Annotated in this window: 8 protein-coding genes; 3 read left to right on the top strand and 5 right to left on the bottom strand. The window is 56.0% G+C overall.

Going from position 1 to position 17496, the window contains the following annotated elements; all coding sequences use genetic code 11:
• The first annotated feature begins 256 nt into the window (after positions 1–256).
• The 3 genes from LJD29_RS13225 (at position 257) to LJD29_RS13215 (ending at position 6305) form a co-directional block, all read left to right on the top strand.
• Positions 257–1258, top strand: coding sequence for an ATP-grasp domain-containing protein (locus LJD29_RS13225; RefSeq protein WP_446742010.1), 1002 nt, complete (start codon positions 257–259; stop codon positions 1256–1258).
• A gap of 7 nt (positions 1259–1265) precedes the next feature.
• Positions 1266–2291, top strand: coding sequence for an LLM class flavin-dependent oxidoreductase (locus LJD29_RS13220; RefSeq protein WP_446745902.1), 1026 nt, complete (start codon positions 1266–1268; stop codon positions 2289–2291).
• 567 nt (positions 2292–2858) lie between these two features.
• Positions 2859–6305, top strand: coding sequence for a carboxypeptidase-like regulatory domain-containing protein (locus LJD29_RS13215; RefSeq protein WP_446742009.1), 3447 nt, complete (start codon positions 2859–2861; stop codon positions 6303–6305).
• 171 nt (positions 6306–6476) lie between these two features.
• Here LJD29_RS13215 and LJD29_RS13210 read toward each other — a convergent pair whose 3' ends face one another.
• The 5 genes from LJD29_RS13210 to LJD29_RS13190 all read right to left on the bottom strand — a co-directional run bounded on the left by LJD29_RS13210 (position 6477) and on the right by LJD29_RS13190 (position 17357).
• Positions 6477–9200, bottom strand: coding sequence for a M14 family metallopeptidase (locus tag LJD29_RS13210; protein WP_446742008.1), 2724 nt, complete (start codon positions 9198–9200; stop codon positions 6477–6479).
• A gap of 331 nt (positions 9201–9531) precedes the next feature.
• Complete coding sequence (locus LJD29_RS13205) at positions 9532–10986, bottom strand: sulfatase family protein (RefSeq protein ID WP_446742007.1); 1455 nt, start codon at positions 10984–10986, stop codon at positions 9532–9534.
• 43 nt (positions 10987–11029) lie between these two features.
• Entirely contained in the window at positions 11030–14545 is a 3516-nt protein-coding gene (locus LJD29_RS13200; RefSeq protein WP_446742006.1) for a TonB-dependent receptor domain-containing protein, read from the bottom strand.
• 668 nt (positions 14546–15213) lie between these two features.
• On the bottom strand, positions 15214–16653 hold the full coding sequence (locus LJD29_RS13195) for a sensor histidine kinase (protein WP_446742005.1): 1440 nt from the start codon (positions 16651–16653) through the stop codon (positions 15214–15216).
• The gene (locus LJD29_RS13190) at positions 16650–17357 is read right to left on the bottom strand and encodes a response regulator transcription factor (protein ID WP_446742004.1); all 708 of its coding nucleotides are present in this window, start codon (positions 17355–17357) and stop codon (positions 16650–16652) included. The genes LJD29_RS13195 and LJD29_RS13190 overlap by 4 nt, the downstream gene beginning before the upstream one ends.
• Positions 17358–17496: the final 139 nt, after the last annotated feature.

The following is a 17496-nucleotide window of genomic DNA, read 5'->3' as shown; positions in this document are numbered from 1 at the left end:
CACGCATCTCCACTCGTGCACCGCTCCTCCCGCGCAGAGTATCTCGATTTGTCTCTAGTGAGAGTGGGATGAATCGCGTTCTCATTTTGGATGAATGTAGTATGGTCGCTGAAGTAATTCGCAGCCTCTTCACGATCGAACTGGTGAAATTACCGGATGTTGCAACTCGGTTCTCGAAATGAAGAAGCATGCGAACACCGGGAAGCTCATCGAATATACCTCAGCAATAAGTAACCGATAGTTATAAGGATGCTGCATGCCAGACGCAGAACTGAGCGCTCCAACTCTGATCCAGCCGCCAGCCCGAGAGGGCTCACTCGCATTCCTTTATGAACATCCCCAGTGGTTTGCTCCCATCTTTGCCGAGCTTGACCGGCGCGGATTCTCATTTGCAAAAGTCTACGCACCCGATGCCTTCTTCGACATTGGGTCGGATGCCCCATTCAAGGTGATCTTCAATCGTATGAGCCCCTCGGCAAACAGCCGCGGGAATGGATCTACAATCTTCCATACACTGGCATACCTCGATCATCTGGACTTGCTCGGTAAACGCGTCATCAATGGAGCCCAAGCGTTTCGCTTCGAAGTTTCAAAGTCGTCTCAACACTCGCTCTTGCGCTCGCTTGGGATCCGCTATCTACCTTCGCGAATCATTCATGCGCCCGAACAGGCCCTGGCGGCCGTAGAGGGGCTGCGGTTTCCGATCATCGTGAAAGCCAACATCGGAGGCAGCGGCAAAGGCATCGTCCGATTCAACACCCGTGAAGAACTGGAGGCTGCAGTTCGTGGAGGCCAGATCGATCTTGGCTACGATAATGTCGCCCTGGTGCAGGAATTTGTTCCGGCGCGAGGCGGCTACATTACCCGCGTCGAGACGTTAGCGAGACGATACCTGTATGCCATCCGCGTCTACCTGAACGGCGAAACATTCGATCTCTGCCCCGCCGATATCTGCCAGACTGCCAGAGGCGAAAGCCTTAACAACGCCTGCGTACTGGAGGCATCGAAAGCCGGATTAAAGGTTGAAGGCTACACGCCTCCCGCGGATGTGATCGCGAATATCGAGCGCATCGTCCAGGCAGCGGGCATCGATGTTGGCGGAGTGGAATACATCGTGGACGATCGAGACGGTGAGATCTACTACTACGATGTGAATGCGCTTTCCAACTTCGTAGCGGATGCACCAAGGGTGATTGGTTTCGACCCATTCGTTAAACTTGCAGATTTCCTGATCGAAGAGGTGGAACGTGCCGGCTAAAGGTCAGATCCGATATGGCTACTGGATGCCGGTGTTCGGCGGGTGGCTACGCAACGTAGGTGACGAAGGGATGGAGGCGAGTTGGCAGTATGTGAGCAAGCTCGCACGGCGCAGTGAGGAGCTTGGCTACGCGCTGTCTTTGATCGCCGAGCTTAACCTGAACGACATCAAGGGCATTGAGGCTCCAAGCCTCGACGCATGGTCGACTGCGGCGGCACTCGCCGCGATCACCAGCACGCTCGAGCTCATGGTCGCCGTGCGCCCCACCTTTCATTCCCCGGCTCTCTTTGCGAAACAGGCTGCAAACATCGACCAGATCAGCAATGGTCGACTCGCTCTAAATGTGGTTTCGTCTTGGTGGGAGCAGGAGGCGCGCATGTACGGCGTCCACTTCGAGAAGCATGACGATCGCTATGAGCGCACCTCGGAGTGGTTGGATGTCGTGAACGGAGCATGGTGCCAGGATCTGTTCAGCTTCACCGGAAAACACTACCGCACCGAGAACACCGTACTGGAACCGAAACCCGTACGTTCTCCACGCCCGGTGATTTATGCAGGTGGCGAATCTGAAGCAGCGAAGAATCTTATCGCGGAGAAGTGCGACGCTTACGTGATGCACGGCGACTCACCGGAGTATGTCGCCACAAAGATTGAAGATATGAGAAAGCGCCGCGACAAGCTTGGACTTCCGCCCATGCAGTTCGGGGTCGCAGGGTATTCTTTTGTCCGCGATACCGAAGCCGAAGTCCGCGAGGAGCTGGAACGGATTACAAACGTCAACGCGAGCGCGAAGGGCTTCGCAAACTACGAGCAGTGGCTTCAGGGCACACAGCTCGAGCAGAAGATGTCGCTCCAGGAGTATTCCGTCTCAAATCGCGGACTTCGTTCGAACTTGTTCGGTACTGCCGAGCAGGTGCGGAAACAGGTTGCGAGATTCGAAGAAGTGGGTGTCGACCTTCTCCTTCTCCAGTTCAGTCCACAACTCGAAGAGATGGAGAGATTCAGTCGCGACGTCATCCGTCCACAGGGATAAACTTCGGCTGGATGCCAGCCCCCATCTTTTCACAAAGTTAATGACACAGTTTCGTTTTGTGTAAGCGAGTTCTAGTTCCATTTGCCGCCGCACTCAACAAACATCTTGACGACGTAGAGTTTTGTTATAGAGTGAAACACAGTTACTACAACACCATGCATAGCGAACATACACTGCGCGCCTCCAAGGTCACCCAACGTCCCGTTCCGGGCGCGCGTTATTGTTGTTGCTGACCCAGTTTCTCACTCCAAAATCCATTCCAATCCAGACTCGCTAAGTTAGCGCCGGAGTAATACCGCCGTTGCGTTACGAGCAGGGCTCTGCGATCCGGTGCGTAGCTTTGTCAGGTTCATGACGAGCTCAACGACCTGATTGCCGAGGCTATCTCTACTTCCAGCAGGCCCGGGCATGCGTGTGCTTCGCCGCATGGGTCCGCTCAAAAGCGGGAAGCCCATGCCTGGCGACTTCTGCCACTGGGCCGATGTCACGATCTTCTGCCTGCTCCGACCCGCCTATTGCAGGGCTCGGGCTCTCTCAACATCGCTACTGCTCGAAAGGAAATATTCAATGCAGCGAAGAACACTGGCCGTCATTGCCATTGCCGCCAGCCTTTTTTCCGTCTTCTCTTCCGCGTTTGCTCAAAACGTCTCCGCAACCTTGCGCGGAACCGTTCGCGACTCTCAGGGGTCGGTCGTTTCCGGGGCAACCGTTACCGTGCTCAATCCTGCTACCAACATCGCTCACACTGTTACCACCAATAAGACTGGCGATTACGTTGTTCCCGAACTTCCAGCCGCCACCTACACCGTCCACATCCAGGCTTCCGGGTTCCAGCCCAGCGACTATACGGGCGTAGTTCTCAACATCCAGCAGGAAGCCCGTATCGATGCAACGTTGGGCGTGAGTTCCGTTGTCCAGCAGGTCCAGGTCACATCCACCGGCATCCTTCTGCAGTCTGAAAATCCTGTTAACGGCACCGTTATCGATCAGCGAAAGCTGGAGGAACTACCGACCAACAGCCGCAACTTCTGGCAGTTGGCCCAGCTTGATCCCAACGTTTCTCCAACGGCTCAGGGCGACTCTCTCGCCAACCGCGGCGGCTTCGTCGTCGCAGGCATCATCCCCTCCAACAACAACTACATCCTCGACGGCTCCGATGACACAGATTGGACCACGGGGCAGCCGACCGTTCGTCCATCACTCGATGCTATTCAAGAGTTCCGCATCGTTACAGGCGAAGCTCCAGCTGAGTTCGGCCGCAAAAATGGTGGCCAGATCGTTCTCACAAGCCGCTCTGGCACGAACAGCTATCACGGCAGTGCATACACCTTCTATCGCAATAACAAAATTAACTCTCCTCAGTACAACTTCACTGCATCACCGCTACCACCACCATCAGGCCAGACCAAGCAATTTGGTGGAGCCCTCGGCGGACGCTTCGTCAAAGACAAGACCTTCTTCTTCGCCGCATTCGAAGCACAACGCCAATCGGCCGATCCAGCGGTTAGTGGCACCAGCCCTCTTAACGACTGGAAAGGCGGCAGCTATACCTCCAGTGGCGATGCGCTCTTCACTTCCAGAATCCTCGATCCTACGACCGGCCTGCCTTTTGCAACCAATGCCAATGGCCAATATGTTGTGCCCGCGAGCCGCGTCAGCGCCGCAAGCCAGATCCTTCTCAAATACTTCCCTGCTTCCACCTCGCAAAACGGATCGGTTGGCGTCTTCGCTAACCACAAACTCAACACGGCGGATGAGAATCAGGGCAGCTTTCGTGTGGACGACGTGCTCACGCGGAGGGACAACCTCAGCGGAATCTACACCATTCTTGAGGGCCGTGACACCGGCACCATCGGTGACCTTGTCGTTTCGAATTCTGTAGTCCCTGGATTTGGCGGCGCAGGCGACCACATTTACCAGCACGGATCCATCTCCTTGCTGCATACCTTTACTCCTTCTCTGCTGAATGAGTTCCGGATCGGGTTCAATCGCATGGACGCCTCTTACGGCAACCAGGACGCAGACCAGGGCGATGTGGTCGCTCAACTTGGCCTGCCACAAGGCAACGGCTACATGCAGCCTTCCACGAACGGCAACACAGGTGTTCCCGCCGTTGCCATCACCGGCATCAGTTCCATCGGCGCGTCGAACAATCCCCAATGGCGCGGCGACAACACCGTCCAGGCTTCTGACACCATCACCTGGGTCGTCGGCAACCACACGCTCAAGGCGGGCGCCGATGCGCTTCGTTTCTTCAAGCACTCTTTCTTTGAGACCACCGGACGCGGCTACTTCTCCTTCGGCGGCCAATACACCGGCGGTCTTGGCAATATTCAGAATGCCTTCGCAGACTTCCTGCTCGGCTACATCACCTCCGACTCTTACGGCACCGGCAATGTCAATCAATATCCCGAACAGTTCACCGGCGCAGCCTATGTGCAGGACGAGTGGAAAGCTTCCAACTCACTTACCCTCAGCTATGGCCTGCGTTGGGAGTACACCGGCACAGAGCGCGAAGGCTACAACCTCATCGACCGCTTCGACCCTGTGAACAATCAGATTCTCACCGGCCGTGGCCCTTCCTACACACTCAATAACACCACCGGACTTCTTCAACAATCCGGCACGCAACCGGTCTTCCATGATCTGTGGGCAGCGCCGCTTACCAACTTCGCTCCCCGCGTAGGTTTTGCCTATCGCCTCTTCGGCCAGGAGCAGACCGCGATCCGCGGCGGCTACGGTATCTACTACGGTATTCCTCAGGTACAGACCTGGTACCCGGCGATGGGGCTTGGAGCGCCGTTTCTTCTCACCAAGTCTTTCACTGCGCCTACTCCTGACGCAGACGGCGTCACGACTAATCCGTATCTGTGGGGGCCTTCAGCGTTTGGCACTTCAGGCACGCAAACTACAAACAGCATCTCCATCACGACTGCTGATCCGCATATCGGGACCCTCTACACCCAGCAGTACTCGCTGGGCGTCCAGCATGACTTCCACAACTTTGCCCTTTTCGAAATCAGCTATCAGGGGTCCCGCACACTTCACAACGTCAGCACGCAAAACATCAATATTCCTGAACTCGCCGCACGCAACGCCAATCCGGCGCGCTCCACCCAGGTCAACGCTCTTCGCCCGTTCAACACCATCGGATCCGAGTCTCGTTGGTCTGGCATCAGCTACCTGAGCGACGGCTTCTCCTCCAACTACAACTCGGTGCTCCTGCGCGCCGAACGACGCTTCAGGACTGGCCTCAGCTTCCAGTCATACCTTGTCTGGGCCAAATCGCTGGAGGTCTCCAGCCTGCAAAATCCATACGAGTTCGCTTCCAATTACGGCCCCTCTGCCTTCGACCAGGAGTTTCGCTCCGTCACCACCGGCCAGTACGACTTACCCATCGGCACCGGCCATCGTTTCCTCGGCGAAGTCGGTCCGGTTGTGAACAACATCATCGGCAACTGGCAGGCCGCGACCATTCTCACCTTCCAATCTGGCCGGCCAATCAGCACCAGCACAACGGATGCGTTGGCGTCCTATACCGGTGCCAGCGACCGCGCCTTTGTCGTCCCCGGCGTCGACCAGAATGCAAGCATCGACGGCAACACTGGCCATAGGACTCATACCCGGCAGGACTGGTTCAATACCGCTGCCTACCGTTCCAATGCCCCCGAGAACGGTACAAACTATACCAACTACGGAGGCGCCGGCTACGTCTACAGCTACGGATCCGCCGGCTTCGACAGCATTCGCGGTCCGGGCCTACAGGATTGGGATCTTACCCTTATCAAGCGAGTCCGGTTCGCCAACGAGCAGTCGGTAGAGTTCCGTGCAGACACCTTCAACATCCTCAATCATCCCAACTTCAACAATCCATCGGCAGCCTACGGCGGCTCTACCGGCACCGGCATCACGCAGGGCACGACCGGAGTCATCACATCCACTGTCAACGCCTCGGTCCCTACTGCGACCGGAGGCCCGCGTCAATTCCAGTTTGCCCTGCGCTACTCCTTCTAGTGGCCTCATACAATCAAAAGCCCGGACCATCGAATGGTCCGGGCTTTTGATATTTGCCAGTAGTCACAGTTTGCAATCGCCTAAGCTTGTACAACTCCTCTGTGTTGCGCTTAGTGACAAAGGAATAGGCGAGGAGTTTAACCCTCGCCCACTCCCTCACAACACGAGTACCTATTCGCCGTGTGCTCCTTTGCCGGGGACCGCAGCCCCACTCCCCGTACCATCCTGCTCTGTCGACCAATACAGAGCGTTGAAGAAGAGCGGAAATGTGGCATGCGTCTGAGCTCTGTGCTGCGGGCGAATTCCAAAGAGGACTACCTTGCCAGGGTTCAATCGCGCAGAAACCACCGCTGCCTGTCCCAATTGAAACTCCTCTCCTCGCAGCCAGCCTGAGGCTTTCACTTCGGTGTTCGGGTAGCGTGCGACCACGTCCACCTGCTGCGATGCAAACCCCTCGGTGAGTTGGAAGAAGGGAGAGTTGATATAGAACCCGTAGGTTGCCGGAGAGACGCCGAGGCCGATGGGGCTGGTCGTGTCCACCTGCAGGTTCACGATGGTTCCGGGAGCGAAGTGTTGCGCCGGCTTCAATGTAGCCTTCACATCATTTACCGGTAACGGCAACTTGTTCAGCAGCAGGTCCGAGGCATCCCCCAATGCAATGACCGTCCCGCCGTCATGAAGAAATTGTTCGATTGACTTCCAGCCCTCTTCGCCGATGCCGCCCTTGTACTCGGTCGGCGTTGTCTTATTGTCCCGCCCCCCCAGTATCTCTTTGACTCGTGCATCGGGCAGCACCAGCACGTCGAAGCGATCATGCAGCTTGCCCGACTTCACATCGGTGTTGTGGAGCGTCGTGTAGGGGAACTCATAGTGCTCCAATACCCACCGCGTCCATCCCTCGTCCATATTGGCCGTCCAGGATTGGTACAGCCCGATTCGCGGCTGCCGCACAGCCACGCCTGCATCCAATTTCGGAGCCGCAGTCGCATCGACCACCTGGTAATCCGCGGTCGCATCATGGAAGATATTCGAGCTGCCGCTCACGACTGCATACGCGCGACCATTCGTGTTATCGCGCACCAGGCTCACATGAGCACCAGCCTTTAACAATCGGTTTACCACCCGCGCATCGTCCGCACCGTTGTAATCCAGCACCCATCCGCCCTTGGTCTTCGCTGCCTCCAGCTTGGGCTTCGGAGCCTGCTCCACCTTTTCAAGAGCTAGATCCTGAGGCAACGAAGTTTTCGCGTACACCGTGTTCACCCCAAACTGCAAACCCAGCGACCATGCCGAGACGTCATAAGGAGCTTCAGCCGGAGCACCCGGTGCCCTATGCACTTCCGGGTAAGTCTGCTTCTCCAACAGGTCCTTCACATACCGGCCGAACACCTGGTTGAACGGGATCACATAGCTTCCGGCCGCGTATTTATGACCGTCCTGCTCGAAGTCCTTATTGGACTTGTAAATTTCCACGCCGCCGATGAGCAGCTTGTCCACGAGCTGCGAAATCTCGTTTTCGTCATGCTGCCCGTCTAGTGGCAATATCGCTGCATAAGCCTTGCCTGTACCGAAACCGATATCTCCGTCTTTCCCTTCCGCGATCGTCCGCTGATTGATGCCGTAGATCTGAGTCAGCAATTGCGGCCTGTTATCGGCCGCCGTATCCAGCAGAGCGAGCGTTGCGATCAACTCGTAGTCCACAATGTCCTTCAGGCGCCATTCGCCGCCCAGCCATGGCCGCGGATAATCAAGCCGTGCGGTAATATCCTTCGGCGCCGGCAGCGGATCGTTCTCCGCCCCGGTCGGTCTCTGCTCGCCGGAAGCGAACCTGTCCGGAGCCTCAAGCGATCGTCCACCCGAGGCCGATTGCGCCTCCGCAAGATCCTTCTTCAAGTCGGCTTTCTTCTGATAAATAGGAGAAGCGATTCGTGCGCTTGCTACCTCCGTCAGCAGCCCGATCTGGTTGTGCCACCAGCCCGTCCAGGCCATGGCTCCCGGCCAGAAGTTCGTATAGGTCGAGTTGTAGGTGATTCCGTCTTTTCCCGCCAGCTCCAGTGCAGCGGCCTGTTCCTGCCCATACACCGTTGTCAGCCTGTAGATCAGCGGATCGACATTCGGGTTGATCGGATCCGTCGCCGGCATCGTGAAGATTCGCGAGCCTTCACTGCCCTGCTGGTGCTCGTCCAGCCACACCGATGGGAACCAGTCATGCCATAGCACTTCGGCGATCAGCCGGCTTTCCTTTTGTGAGAACAGGTATTCGTCCCGGTTGTCGTCGTGACCCACATACGGATGCCACAGAAACGGCGTCTGTGCCCCCTCGTTCGGAGTGCCCAGGTATTTGTTGTACCAGTCCACCACCAGCTGCTGGCCGTCAGGATTCAGCGAAGGAACCAACAACAGGATCACATTGTCGAGGATCTTCTTTACCCGCGGTGAATCGTCAGTAGCGAGCTTGTACAAGAGCTCCACGGATTCCTGCGAGCTCCCGATCTCGGTCGAGTGGATGTTATTAGTGATCAGCACCACAGCCTTGCCCGAAGCCAGAATGGTGTCACGCTCCGCGTCAGTCGGCGCACCACCCTGAAAGTACAGCTTCTTTTCGAGATCTTTGTAGTGGTCGAGATGCGCAACTGTATCGCCAGATGAAATCTCTGCCATCACGAAAGGCTTGCCCAATGTTGTTGGGCCGAGATTCCTCACATGCACCCGGTCCGACTTTGCCGCGACCGCGTTAAAGTAGTCCACGATCTTGTCGTAGCGCGCCAACTTGTGGTCATCGCCCATTTTGAATCCGAAGAACTGCTCCGGACTGGGAACCTGCGCCCATAAAGCGGATGACGTGAACACGACACCCAACATCGCCAAAGACTTAAAGCCACGCAAGGACTTCATAACCTACCTTTCGGAAAGGTGTGCACAACGTTGGCAACGCCCATGCGGTGCGCTGCACACGCACGCCCACACACGAGAACTTATGAAAAAGAGATGTTAAGAGAGAAAGTAAGAACCGCTACTGGTAGTAGCAACAACAGACTCGCGCAGCGCGAGGAGCGCTGGAAAAAGCGAGCAACTTGTTGGAGAAACGCTTCATGTATCTGCTGGCAACTATAAGTGATCTTCTCTTCCAGTTCAATCACTTATATCGATAGTGAACGGATCAATCATTGAGACCTCAAAGTGAAAGGCGCGGCTTCGATGTCGCCGCCGCGCCTTCTGCAAAGCCCTAGACAACTGCGTGTTTCGGAACCGCCGATTGTAAGGCGTCCAGACGTTCAAAGAGGTGCTTCTGCACCGCCGCCTGATCCGGCATACCGTAGAGATTCTTCGTTTCGTCCGGATCGTTCTTAAGATCGTAGAGTTCGAACTCCTGCGGATCCTCGTGGTAGTGAATGAGCTTGTAGCGTTCGGTACGGATGCCGCGATGCGGACGAACACGCTCCGGGTTTGGCCACTCGTAATATTCGTAGTACCACTCCTCTCGGAAGTGAGGGTCCTGTTGCTTCGCGAGCGGCAGAACGCTCTTGCCGTCGAGGTGCTCGGGTGCAGACACTCCGGCAAGATCGAGGAATGTCGGCGCAAGGTCGATGTCAAGGACCATCTCGTCGCGTACGGTTCCAGCGGGGATCCGCTTCGGGTATCGAATCTGCAAAGGCACACGGATCGATGGCTCATGCATGAGGCGCTTGTCGAAGAGACGCCACTCGCCGAGAAAATAGCCGTGGTCCGAGCTCTGCACGATGGCGGTATCGTCGAGAATGTTCTTCTTCTCCAGGTAATCGAAGATGCGTCCAATGTTGTCATCGACCGCAACGAGACCCGCGTAGTAATCCTTGACGATACCTTCATGAGAACCGCATGCAACATGGGTGGGCGTGGTGCCGATCTTATTCTCGGCGTCGATGAAACCCTTCGGTTTGCCGGGCCAGCCTTTCAGATCATCGTCGAAGGTCGCTGGTTTGTGGATCACCGTATCGCGGTAGAGATCGAAATGACGGCGTGCACGGAAGAAGGGCTCATGCGGCGCTACAAACCAGACCAGAAGGCAAAACGGTTTGTCGCCTCGATCCTGTTCAAGCCAGGCGAGTGCTTTGTCTACGGTCAGATCGTCAGGGTAAACCCCGAAATACTGCTTCTCATCGCCGACCTGTCCATTGCGGCCTTCCTTGAAGAACGGATTGGCGTAATTGTTGCCCGGGTTGTTGTGTCCGAAGTAGTAATCCCAGTTCCGCTCTTCGACGCCATTGTGAACGTGCACTTTGCCGAGGATGGCAATCTCGTACCCGGCCTGCTTGAGCAGGTCGGTGAAGAGCGGGACATCTGAGGGCAGCGGCCGTTTCAAGTCATCGTTCGAGAGCGCACCCGTCGAGCGCGAGTAGCGGCCACTGAGAATGCTGGCACGCGCAGGCGCGCACAAGGCATTCGTGCAGAAAGCATTACGGAATCGAATGCCCTCTTTGCCGACCCGATCATGGTTCGGTGTTTTCAAAATGGGATTACCGGCGATAGAGAGCGCGTCAGCCCGCTGGCCTTCTCCGAGAAAAAAGATGAGATTCGGGCGCCTTTCGGTCGCGGCCGCACGTGCCAGCGGAGCACTTGCCAACATAGTTCCTGCTACTGCTAGCGTGCTCTGCATAAATTCACGGCGTGTGGTGCTCGCAGTCTTGATGGTATCGGTCATACAAATCTCCAAGGAAATTCAAAATCGAGTGATCTCACTTGCATTAGAAGAGGAACTTCAATGCGAACTGAATTTCGCGGGGTGTGTTGAGCTGGCTGGTAATCGCACCGAAGGAGGTGGATGTGATGCTCGTAGTCGGCGCTCCGAATACGACCTGGTTGAACAGGTTAAAGGCTTCCGCTCGAAACTCGGCATGCACCTGTTGGGTTACAGGGAAGCTCTTGAAGAGTGAGAAGTCGAGATTGTGCGTCGCCGGCGTACGCGCATCCGAGAGAGTGCGCGGCGCATTGCCAAAGGTGAAAGCTGCCGGCTGGGAGAACGCTGCAATATTCAGGTAGTCATTCACACGCGACTCCACCGACCCCCTGGTCTTGGGAGACTTGCCGGTGAGGTTAGGACGCTCAACGTTATTTCCGGCATCCGAGGTGTTCGACGCGGAAACAGAGATCGGGAAACCGCTGTGTTCTGTGAGGATGCCATTGGCCTGCCAGCCACCGATGACGAGGTCAAGTGGACGGTTGAGGTGCGAGGCAAACTCTTGCCCACGGCCGAATGGCAAGCTATAGATCGCACTAATAGTCAGGTTCTCGGAAACATCGTTTGATGAAACAGCACGCTCCGCGCGCGGGTTGTAGATGTTCTGAATACCGCCCGTGATGTTGCCAACGTTTTCGATACCGGAGTAATCGTCGATCTGTTTCTGTCCCGTATAGGACACCAGCGCACTTAACCCATGCGAGAGCTGCTTGTTGAGCTTGAGTTGGAAGCTGTTGTAGTCTGCATATCCGCCGGTGAGATAGGAAAGATACACTGCCGTGAACTGCGGGAATGGCGCTTCGAGATAGCTAAGTGGCACGGTCTTGCCGGCAAGCGTTCCGGTTGTAATGATGCCGTAAAATGGATTGGCAACTTTCGACTGAAGAGCGGAACCCTGAGCCAGCGTGGCAGGCGTGAGTTGGTTGGCATTCCAGTCCGACTCGCCCGATTTGTTCAGGTGCACGCCATGGCTGCCCACATAGGCTACGTCCAGAAGAACCTGGAATGGCAACTGGCGCTGGACACCGAAGCTCCAATTTTCTGTGTAGCCCACCTTATTGTCACCGCGAAGTGAATTCTCAAACGAGGATCCAATTCCGGTGAGCAATCCCTGGCTACTGTTGGCCGGCTGGTTGAGTCCGTTGGGAAACGGGTTGCTGAGATAGACAGATGGCGTCAATCCATCCGCACTGCCGGTGTAGGTCGTGGTTGCGCTGGAACCTTCCTGGCCGATCGTCGCGCCTGCCGAACGCATCGACGGTCCGTAGTAGACGCCGTAAGCGCCGCGGACGACACTATCATTATCGACTTGCCAGGAGAATCCGAATCGCGGTCCGAAGTTGTGGTACTGAGGCGCAAACTGGCGGCGGCTGAGACCGTCTACACCAGCAAAGACCGTTCCGCCCTTCAGTCCCGCAACGCCCGCGGTCTGAGCGAGTGGCGAGGCGATATTCGGATCGAAGGTCTCCATCCGGTTGTATCGCTCGGTGCGGGGAATGTCGAGGTCGTAGCGCAGACCCAGGTTGAAGGTGACATTGTGCTGCACCTTCCAGTCATCCTGCACATAGAGACCGTAATATTTGCTGCTCGCCGCAGCGTTCTTCGAGTTGATGGTATATGTTCCGGAGCTGCCAACACCTAGGAGCAACGATGCGATTGCATTCCCGCTTGTTGCCGCTGCGACGTCCGGATCTGGCCCCTGAGTGATCGCGTTCGTAAAATTGAAGCTGCCGGTTGATGCTCCCGACTCGACATCGTTAGCCTGCAGGAGCCACGCTGCTCCTCCGAACTTGAAGATGTGGTTCCCCTGAACCTTCGTGTTGTTCACACCGATCGAGAAGATGTTGAAGCCACCGGCGCGGGTTTCTCCCTGCGAGGCATCCCCGAGCGTGTAGTAGTTAGTCGGTGCAATGCCGGGGAAAAGCAGATGATCAGCATTCGATGCGATATAGCCGGGGAAGCCAAGCTGCGTAGTTGGATTGAAACCAGCGCTCACAGGCACGAAGTTAATCGCCGTGCGCGAGAATCCAAAGGGGATGTCGACCAGGAATGTTGGGCTGGCCGTAAACGTGTAGTCGATCGCAGCGCTGTTCGAAGTCTGCGGTTCTGAGTTACCTCCCTCGGCCACCTGCTGCGCTGCCGGAAAATAAAGCACGGGTGGCTGCTGCAAGTTACGCCGCGAATAACGCACAAAGAAACGGTTGCGATCATTGATGACCTCGTCCACACGCGTGTCGTAGGTATCGATATTGAGCGTTTGCACGCCTGCAGCGAAGAAGTTGTTCAGCCCGGCAGCAGTCGAGGCGTGGTTCGGCCCTGGGTAATAGTTCACGACAGCCGCCGCGACCGAATCGATACGGTTACCGGGAATTTTGTTCCCTGCGAATGCGGTTCGTTGATAACCCGAATTTGTCGATGCTCCTGAAACAGTCGTCTCTGGGTCATAGATCGTATAGGAAGTTTGTGAAAAGTCGCCGGTGCGTTCGAGCGCGGTCGGTACAGTAGTCGTAAGCGTCGAGCCGGTACCCTGGCGCAGGCCTTCGTAAGAAAACATGAAAAAAGTCTTATCGCGGCCGTGGTAGAGACCAGGGATGACCACTGGTCCAGTGACACTGCCTCCAAACTGGTTGCGTTTGAAGCTTGGGAGCGCGGTACCGTTGTGGTTGGAGAACCAATTGTTCGCGTCAAGAGCGGAGTTGCGCAGGAAGTCATACGCGCTCCCGTGCAGATCGTTGGTTCCCGACTTGAGAATCACGTTCACGATACCGCTGCCGCTGCGGCCGAACTCAGCGGAGTAGGAAGATGTTTGGACCTTGAACTCCTGCACAGCGTCAACGGAAGGAAAAGCTCCGAAACCACCGATGGGAACGATGAGCGGTGGTGAAGATGGAATGCCGTCGAGCAGGAGATTCGTCGCACCCGGACGGCCTCCATTTACTGACATGTTCAGACTGTTGTACTGGTAGGTCACGCTGCCGGTAACACCCGGCATGAGGAAGATCAGAGAGTAGACATTGCGCTGGTTAAGCGGAAGATCCACGATGTTGCGATTGTCGATTACCTGCCCGAGCGCGGCGGTCGACGTTTCGAGCTGGGTTGCATCTGCGTGTACTTCCACGCGCTGTTGTGAGCTACCAAGCTGCAGCGGGATCTCCAAGTCCACGACTTGGTTCACCTCGAGATGAATACCGGTGCGATCCTCGCTCTTGAAGCCGTTAGCTGTCACCGTGATCGTGTACGGACCTCCGGGCGCGAGCGAGGCGAATACAAATCGGCCCCCGCCATCGGCAACAACATGGTTGCGTACTCCGGTAGCGGTATTGAGTGCGTCTACCGACGCACCCGCGATCACGGCGCCTCCAGGGTCTTGAACTGTACCCCGGACTGACGCGGTAACGATCTGGCCAAACGCGGAAAATGCCGGGAGGAGCACCACTAAGGCAGCAAGCAATGCATAGGCAAACACTGGCAAAAAGCTTCTAAGACGGCGCGACGCGCCCGCCGGAAAGAACGGAACTTGCATATCGAACTGATCCTTATTCGTAATCGAGAGAGACCGGAGCCGGAGAATCCAATCAAAATATTGGACTAGAGACGGCGGATGAGGCGGGTCGCCTTAGCGGAAGTAGAAAGAACATTCCAGGCGAGGCGGGAAAACCTGATCATTCACCGAGCGGTGAGACGAAGCGACAACAACAACGGCAGTCGGATTGTTGAACGCGCTTCATTAAACCTAACTTATCAACACACGTCGAGCTGCGTCAATCGAACCAAGGGATGGCGCGGTGGACCGGAGGTCCAGAAGACCTATACCAGCCACCCTGATTTGGTCCTTCAAGTAAAGAATGAACGCCCGCCGATAGTTATGGTTCATGGTCGTCAGTTCCGGCAATATTGTCCATCAACGGGCCTTCCGGCTTCACTTCCCTCTATCAACAGGGAAAGGCTGTCGATCTGGTCTACATCCCGACAATCAGCACATTTTGCAGCAGCCACACCAGCTTCTCGCTTCCCAACAAGGGAATGTCGATTGATCTCGCTTCTGGCTGCAGAACGATCGAGACTTGTCACCTGAAAAGAAGACACTTACGAACACTGGTCGCATTGGAAAAGCTCGGTCTCGCGCTGAATCAGAGAGAAAACGGGAGATGGAAAGCGGCTCTACAGCTTCCACGGATGTGCAGGACTCTTCTAGACTCCGATCTGCGGCTTGATATCTGCAGGAGGTAGTTCAATGACGCATTTTGCACCACGCTCGACAGCGGTATCGAACCAGATCGCTCCCCCGTCCCTCGTTACGATTAGTTTGGCGATGGATAGGCCAAGTCCCATACCCCGGTGTGGAGATGCCGACGAATCCGGACCAGTGTAAAAGCGATCGAATACCTTTTCGTGCTCACCCTTCTGGAGCCCTGGTCCTGAGTCGTGGATGGTGACACGAAGCTTTGGTGAAGTACCTTCCACGTATTCATAGCCGATGCGCAGAATAGAGTTGTCGGGAGAAAACTTAAGCGCGTTATGTAGAACATTAAGAATTGCCACGCGCAACAGTTTGCGATTTGCCTGCACGAGCGACCGCTGAGTTAGTTCGACAATGCGCAGAACTGTGATCTTTTTCTCCTCGAGAACGACGCTGAGCAGATCCACGACTTCGTCGCTGAGTACGGTCACCTGAAAGGTTTCCGTCTCAGACGAGTTTTGCGTGGCCTCTGCCCGGGCGAGTAGAAGGAGACTGTCAATCGTCTCACTGAGACGTTGCGTTTCTTCTAGGATGTCTCCCAGAGCACGGCGACAAGCGTCTTCGCCCGCGTTCCGCTCGAGGGCGACTTCCCCGACCGCCCGCAGTGCCGCGAGCGGCGCACGAAGCTCATGCGCAGCGTCCGCGGTAAAACGCTGTAGCTGCTGAAATGCCTGCTCCAGGCGATCCAGAAGCTGGTTGAATACCTTGGCCATAAGGCCAAGCTCATCTTCAGGATTGAGTATTTCCAGTCGTCCGCTCAGGCGATTGGCGGTAAGGCCTGCGGCCAGTTGAGTCATGTTCTCAAGCGGTCGAAGCGCACTGCGGGCAATCAACTGACCGGCCACGCCGGCAAGAAGGAGTGCCAGAGGAATCGCTACGAGCAGGAGCAGCAGAAACTGCATCATTCGCGCGCGCAGTGGGGCCAGGCTGTATCCAAGACGGATCAATAAAGCTTTCCCTTGCAGGGAGTGCATGTGGCTTACGAGAAAGACATGCGTGCCGTCTTCCAATTGCACGATTCGCTCATCGAAACCTGTATCGCCCTCGTGCCTGCGATTAACTCCTCCCAGCGGCATGCCTTTCAACGTGGGGCTACGGTAGAGCACATTGCCATCCAGGTCACGCACCTCCATAAGTCTGTCGACCAGCAGGTGCGATTGCGGACGCGAAAAGTAATCCTGGCTCAGACGCAATGTGCCATCGTTGGCGAAGTGCAAGAGACCTTCAACAGTGACGATATCTTGTACTTCATCATGAAGGAGTTGACGCGACAGCACCCCATATTGAAAAACGAAGACCAGTGCGGCATATACAAAAAGCAGCACGGCCAGGATCGACACGTACCACAGTGTCAGGCGGCTGCGCAGGCTGGTCGGTCGCAAAAACTTCACGGCTGCGTCTCCTGCAGGCTGAACCCCATCCCTCGAATCGTCTGAAGCAGCTTTACCTGAAAGGGATCGTCGATTTTTCGTCGCAGGCGGGCTATCTGTACATCGATTACGTTGTCGATGGGTGTGTACCGCGAGGTCTCCCGCCAGACATCCCGCGCCAGCATTTCGCGGGAAACCGTGCGTCCATGGTTTTCCGCAAGATAAAGCACTAGATCAAATTCCCGCGCCGTCAGATCGAGCTTTCGCCCGCTCCGCGTTGCGGTTCGTGCTCGTGTATCGATCGCAAGATCGGCAATCGTAAGGAGAGTAGATGGCGTTGTGGCTGCAAAGCGGCGAAGTAAAGCATCGATGCGCGCTACCAGTTCCGGGAAGGAGAACGGTTTGCCGAGATAATCATCCGCTCCGGTCTTCAGGCCTGCAACCCTGTCCTCGACCGTGTCGTGCGAGGTGAGAATAAGCACGCGGATGTCGATACCTTCTGCGCGAATTTGCTGCAGAATGTCCAATCCATTTCGACTGGGCAGAGTGAGATCGAGCACTAGAAGATCAGGGCGCACGCTGTGCACAAGAAAGAAGCCTTCTTCGCCGGAAGCTGCGGTCAGAACTTCATACCCTACAGCTTCGATACCCGCTCTCAAGGCGGCGGCAAGTTTCCGGTCGTCCTCGATAATCAAGATCCTTACGCGTGCTGTTCCAGTCACCATAACGCTCTAACATCATGATTTCTCAAGCTGAGGAGCGAGGCAATAGGTAAAGGGATGATGTCAGAGTTTTGTAAGGTGCCGTCAGAGAACCTGGTGTTTCACTGCGAATAGCCAAGATTCCTTGGCAACGGAGGTGATC

It is taken from the genome of Silvibacterium acidisoli, from assembly GCA_022870745.1.
Taxonomy (GTDB): Bacteria; Acidobacteriota; Terriglobia; order Terriglobales; family Acidobacteriaceae; genus Silvibacterium.
Note: the sequence above shows the minus strand (reverse complement) of the source record. Positions and strands in the feature narration are given on the sequence as shown.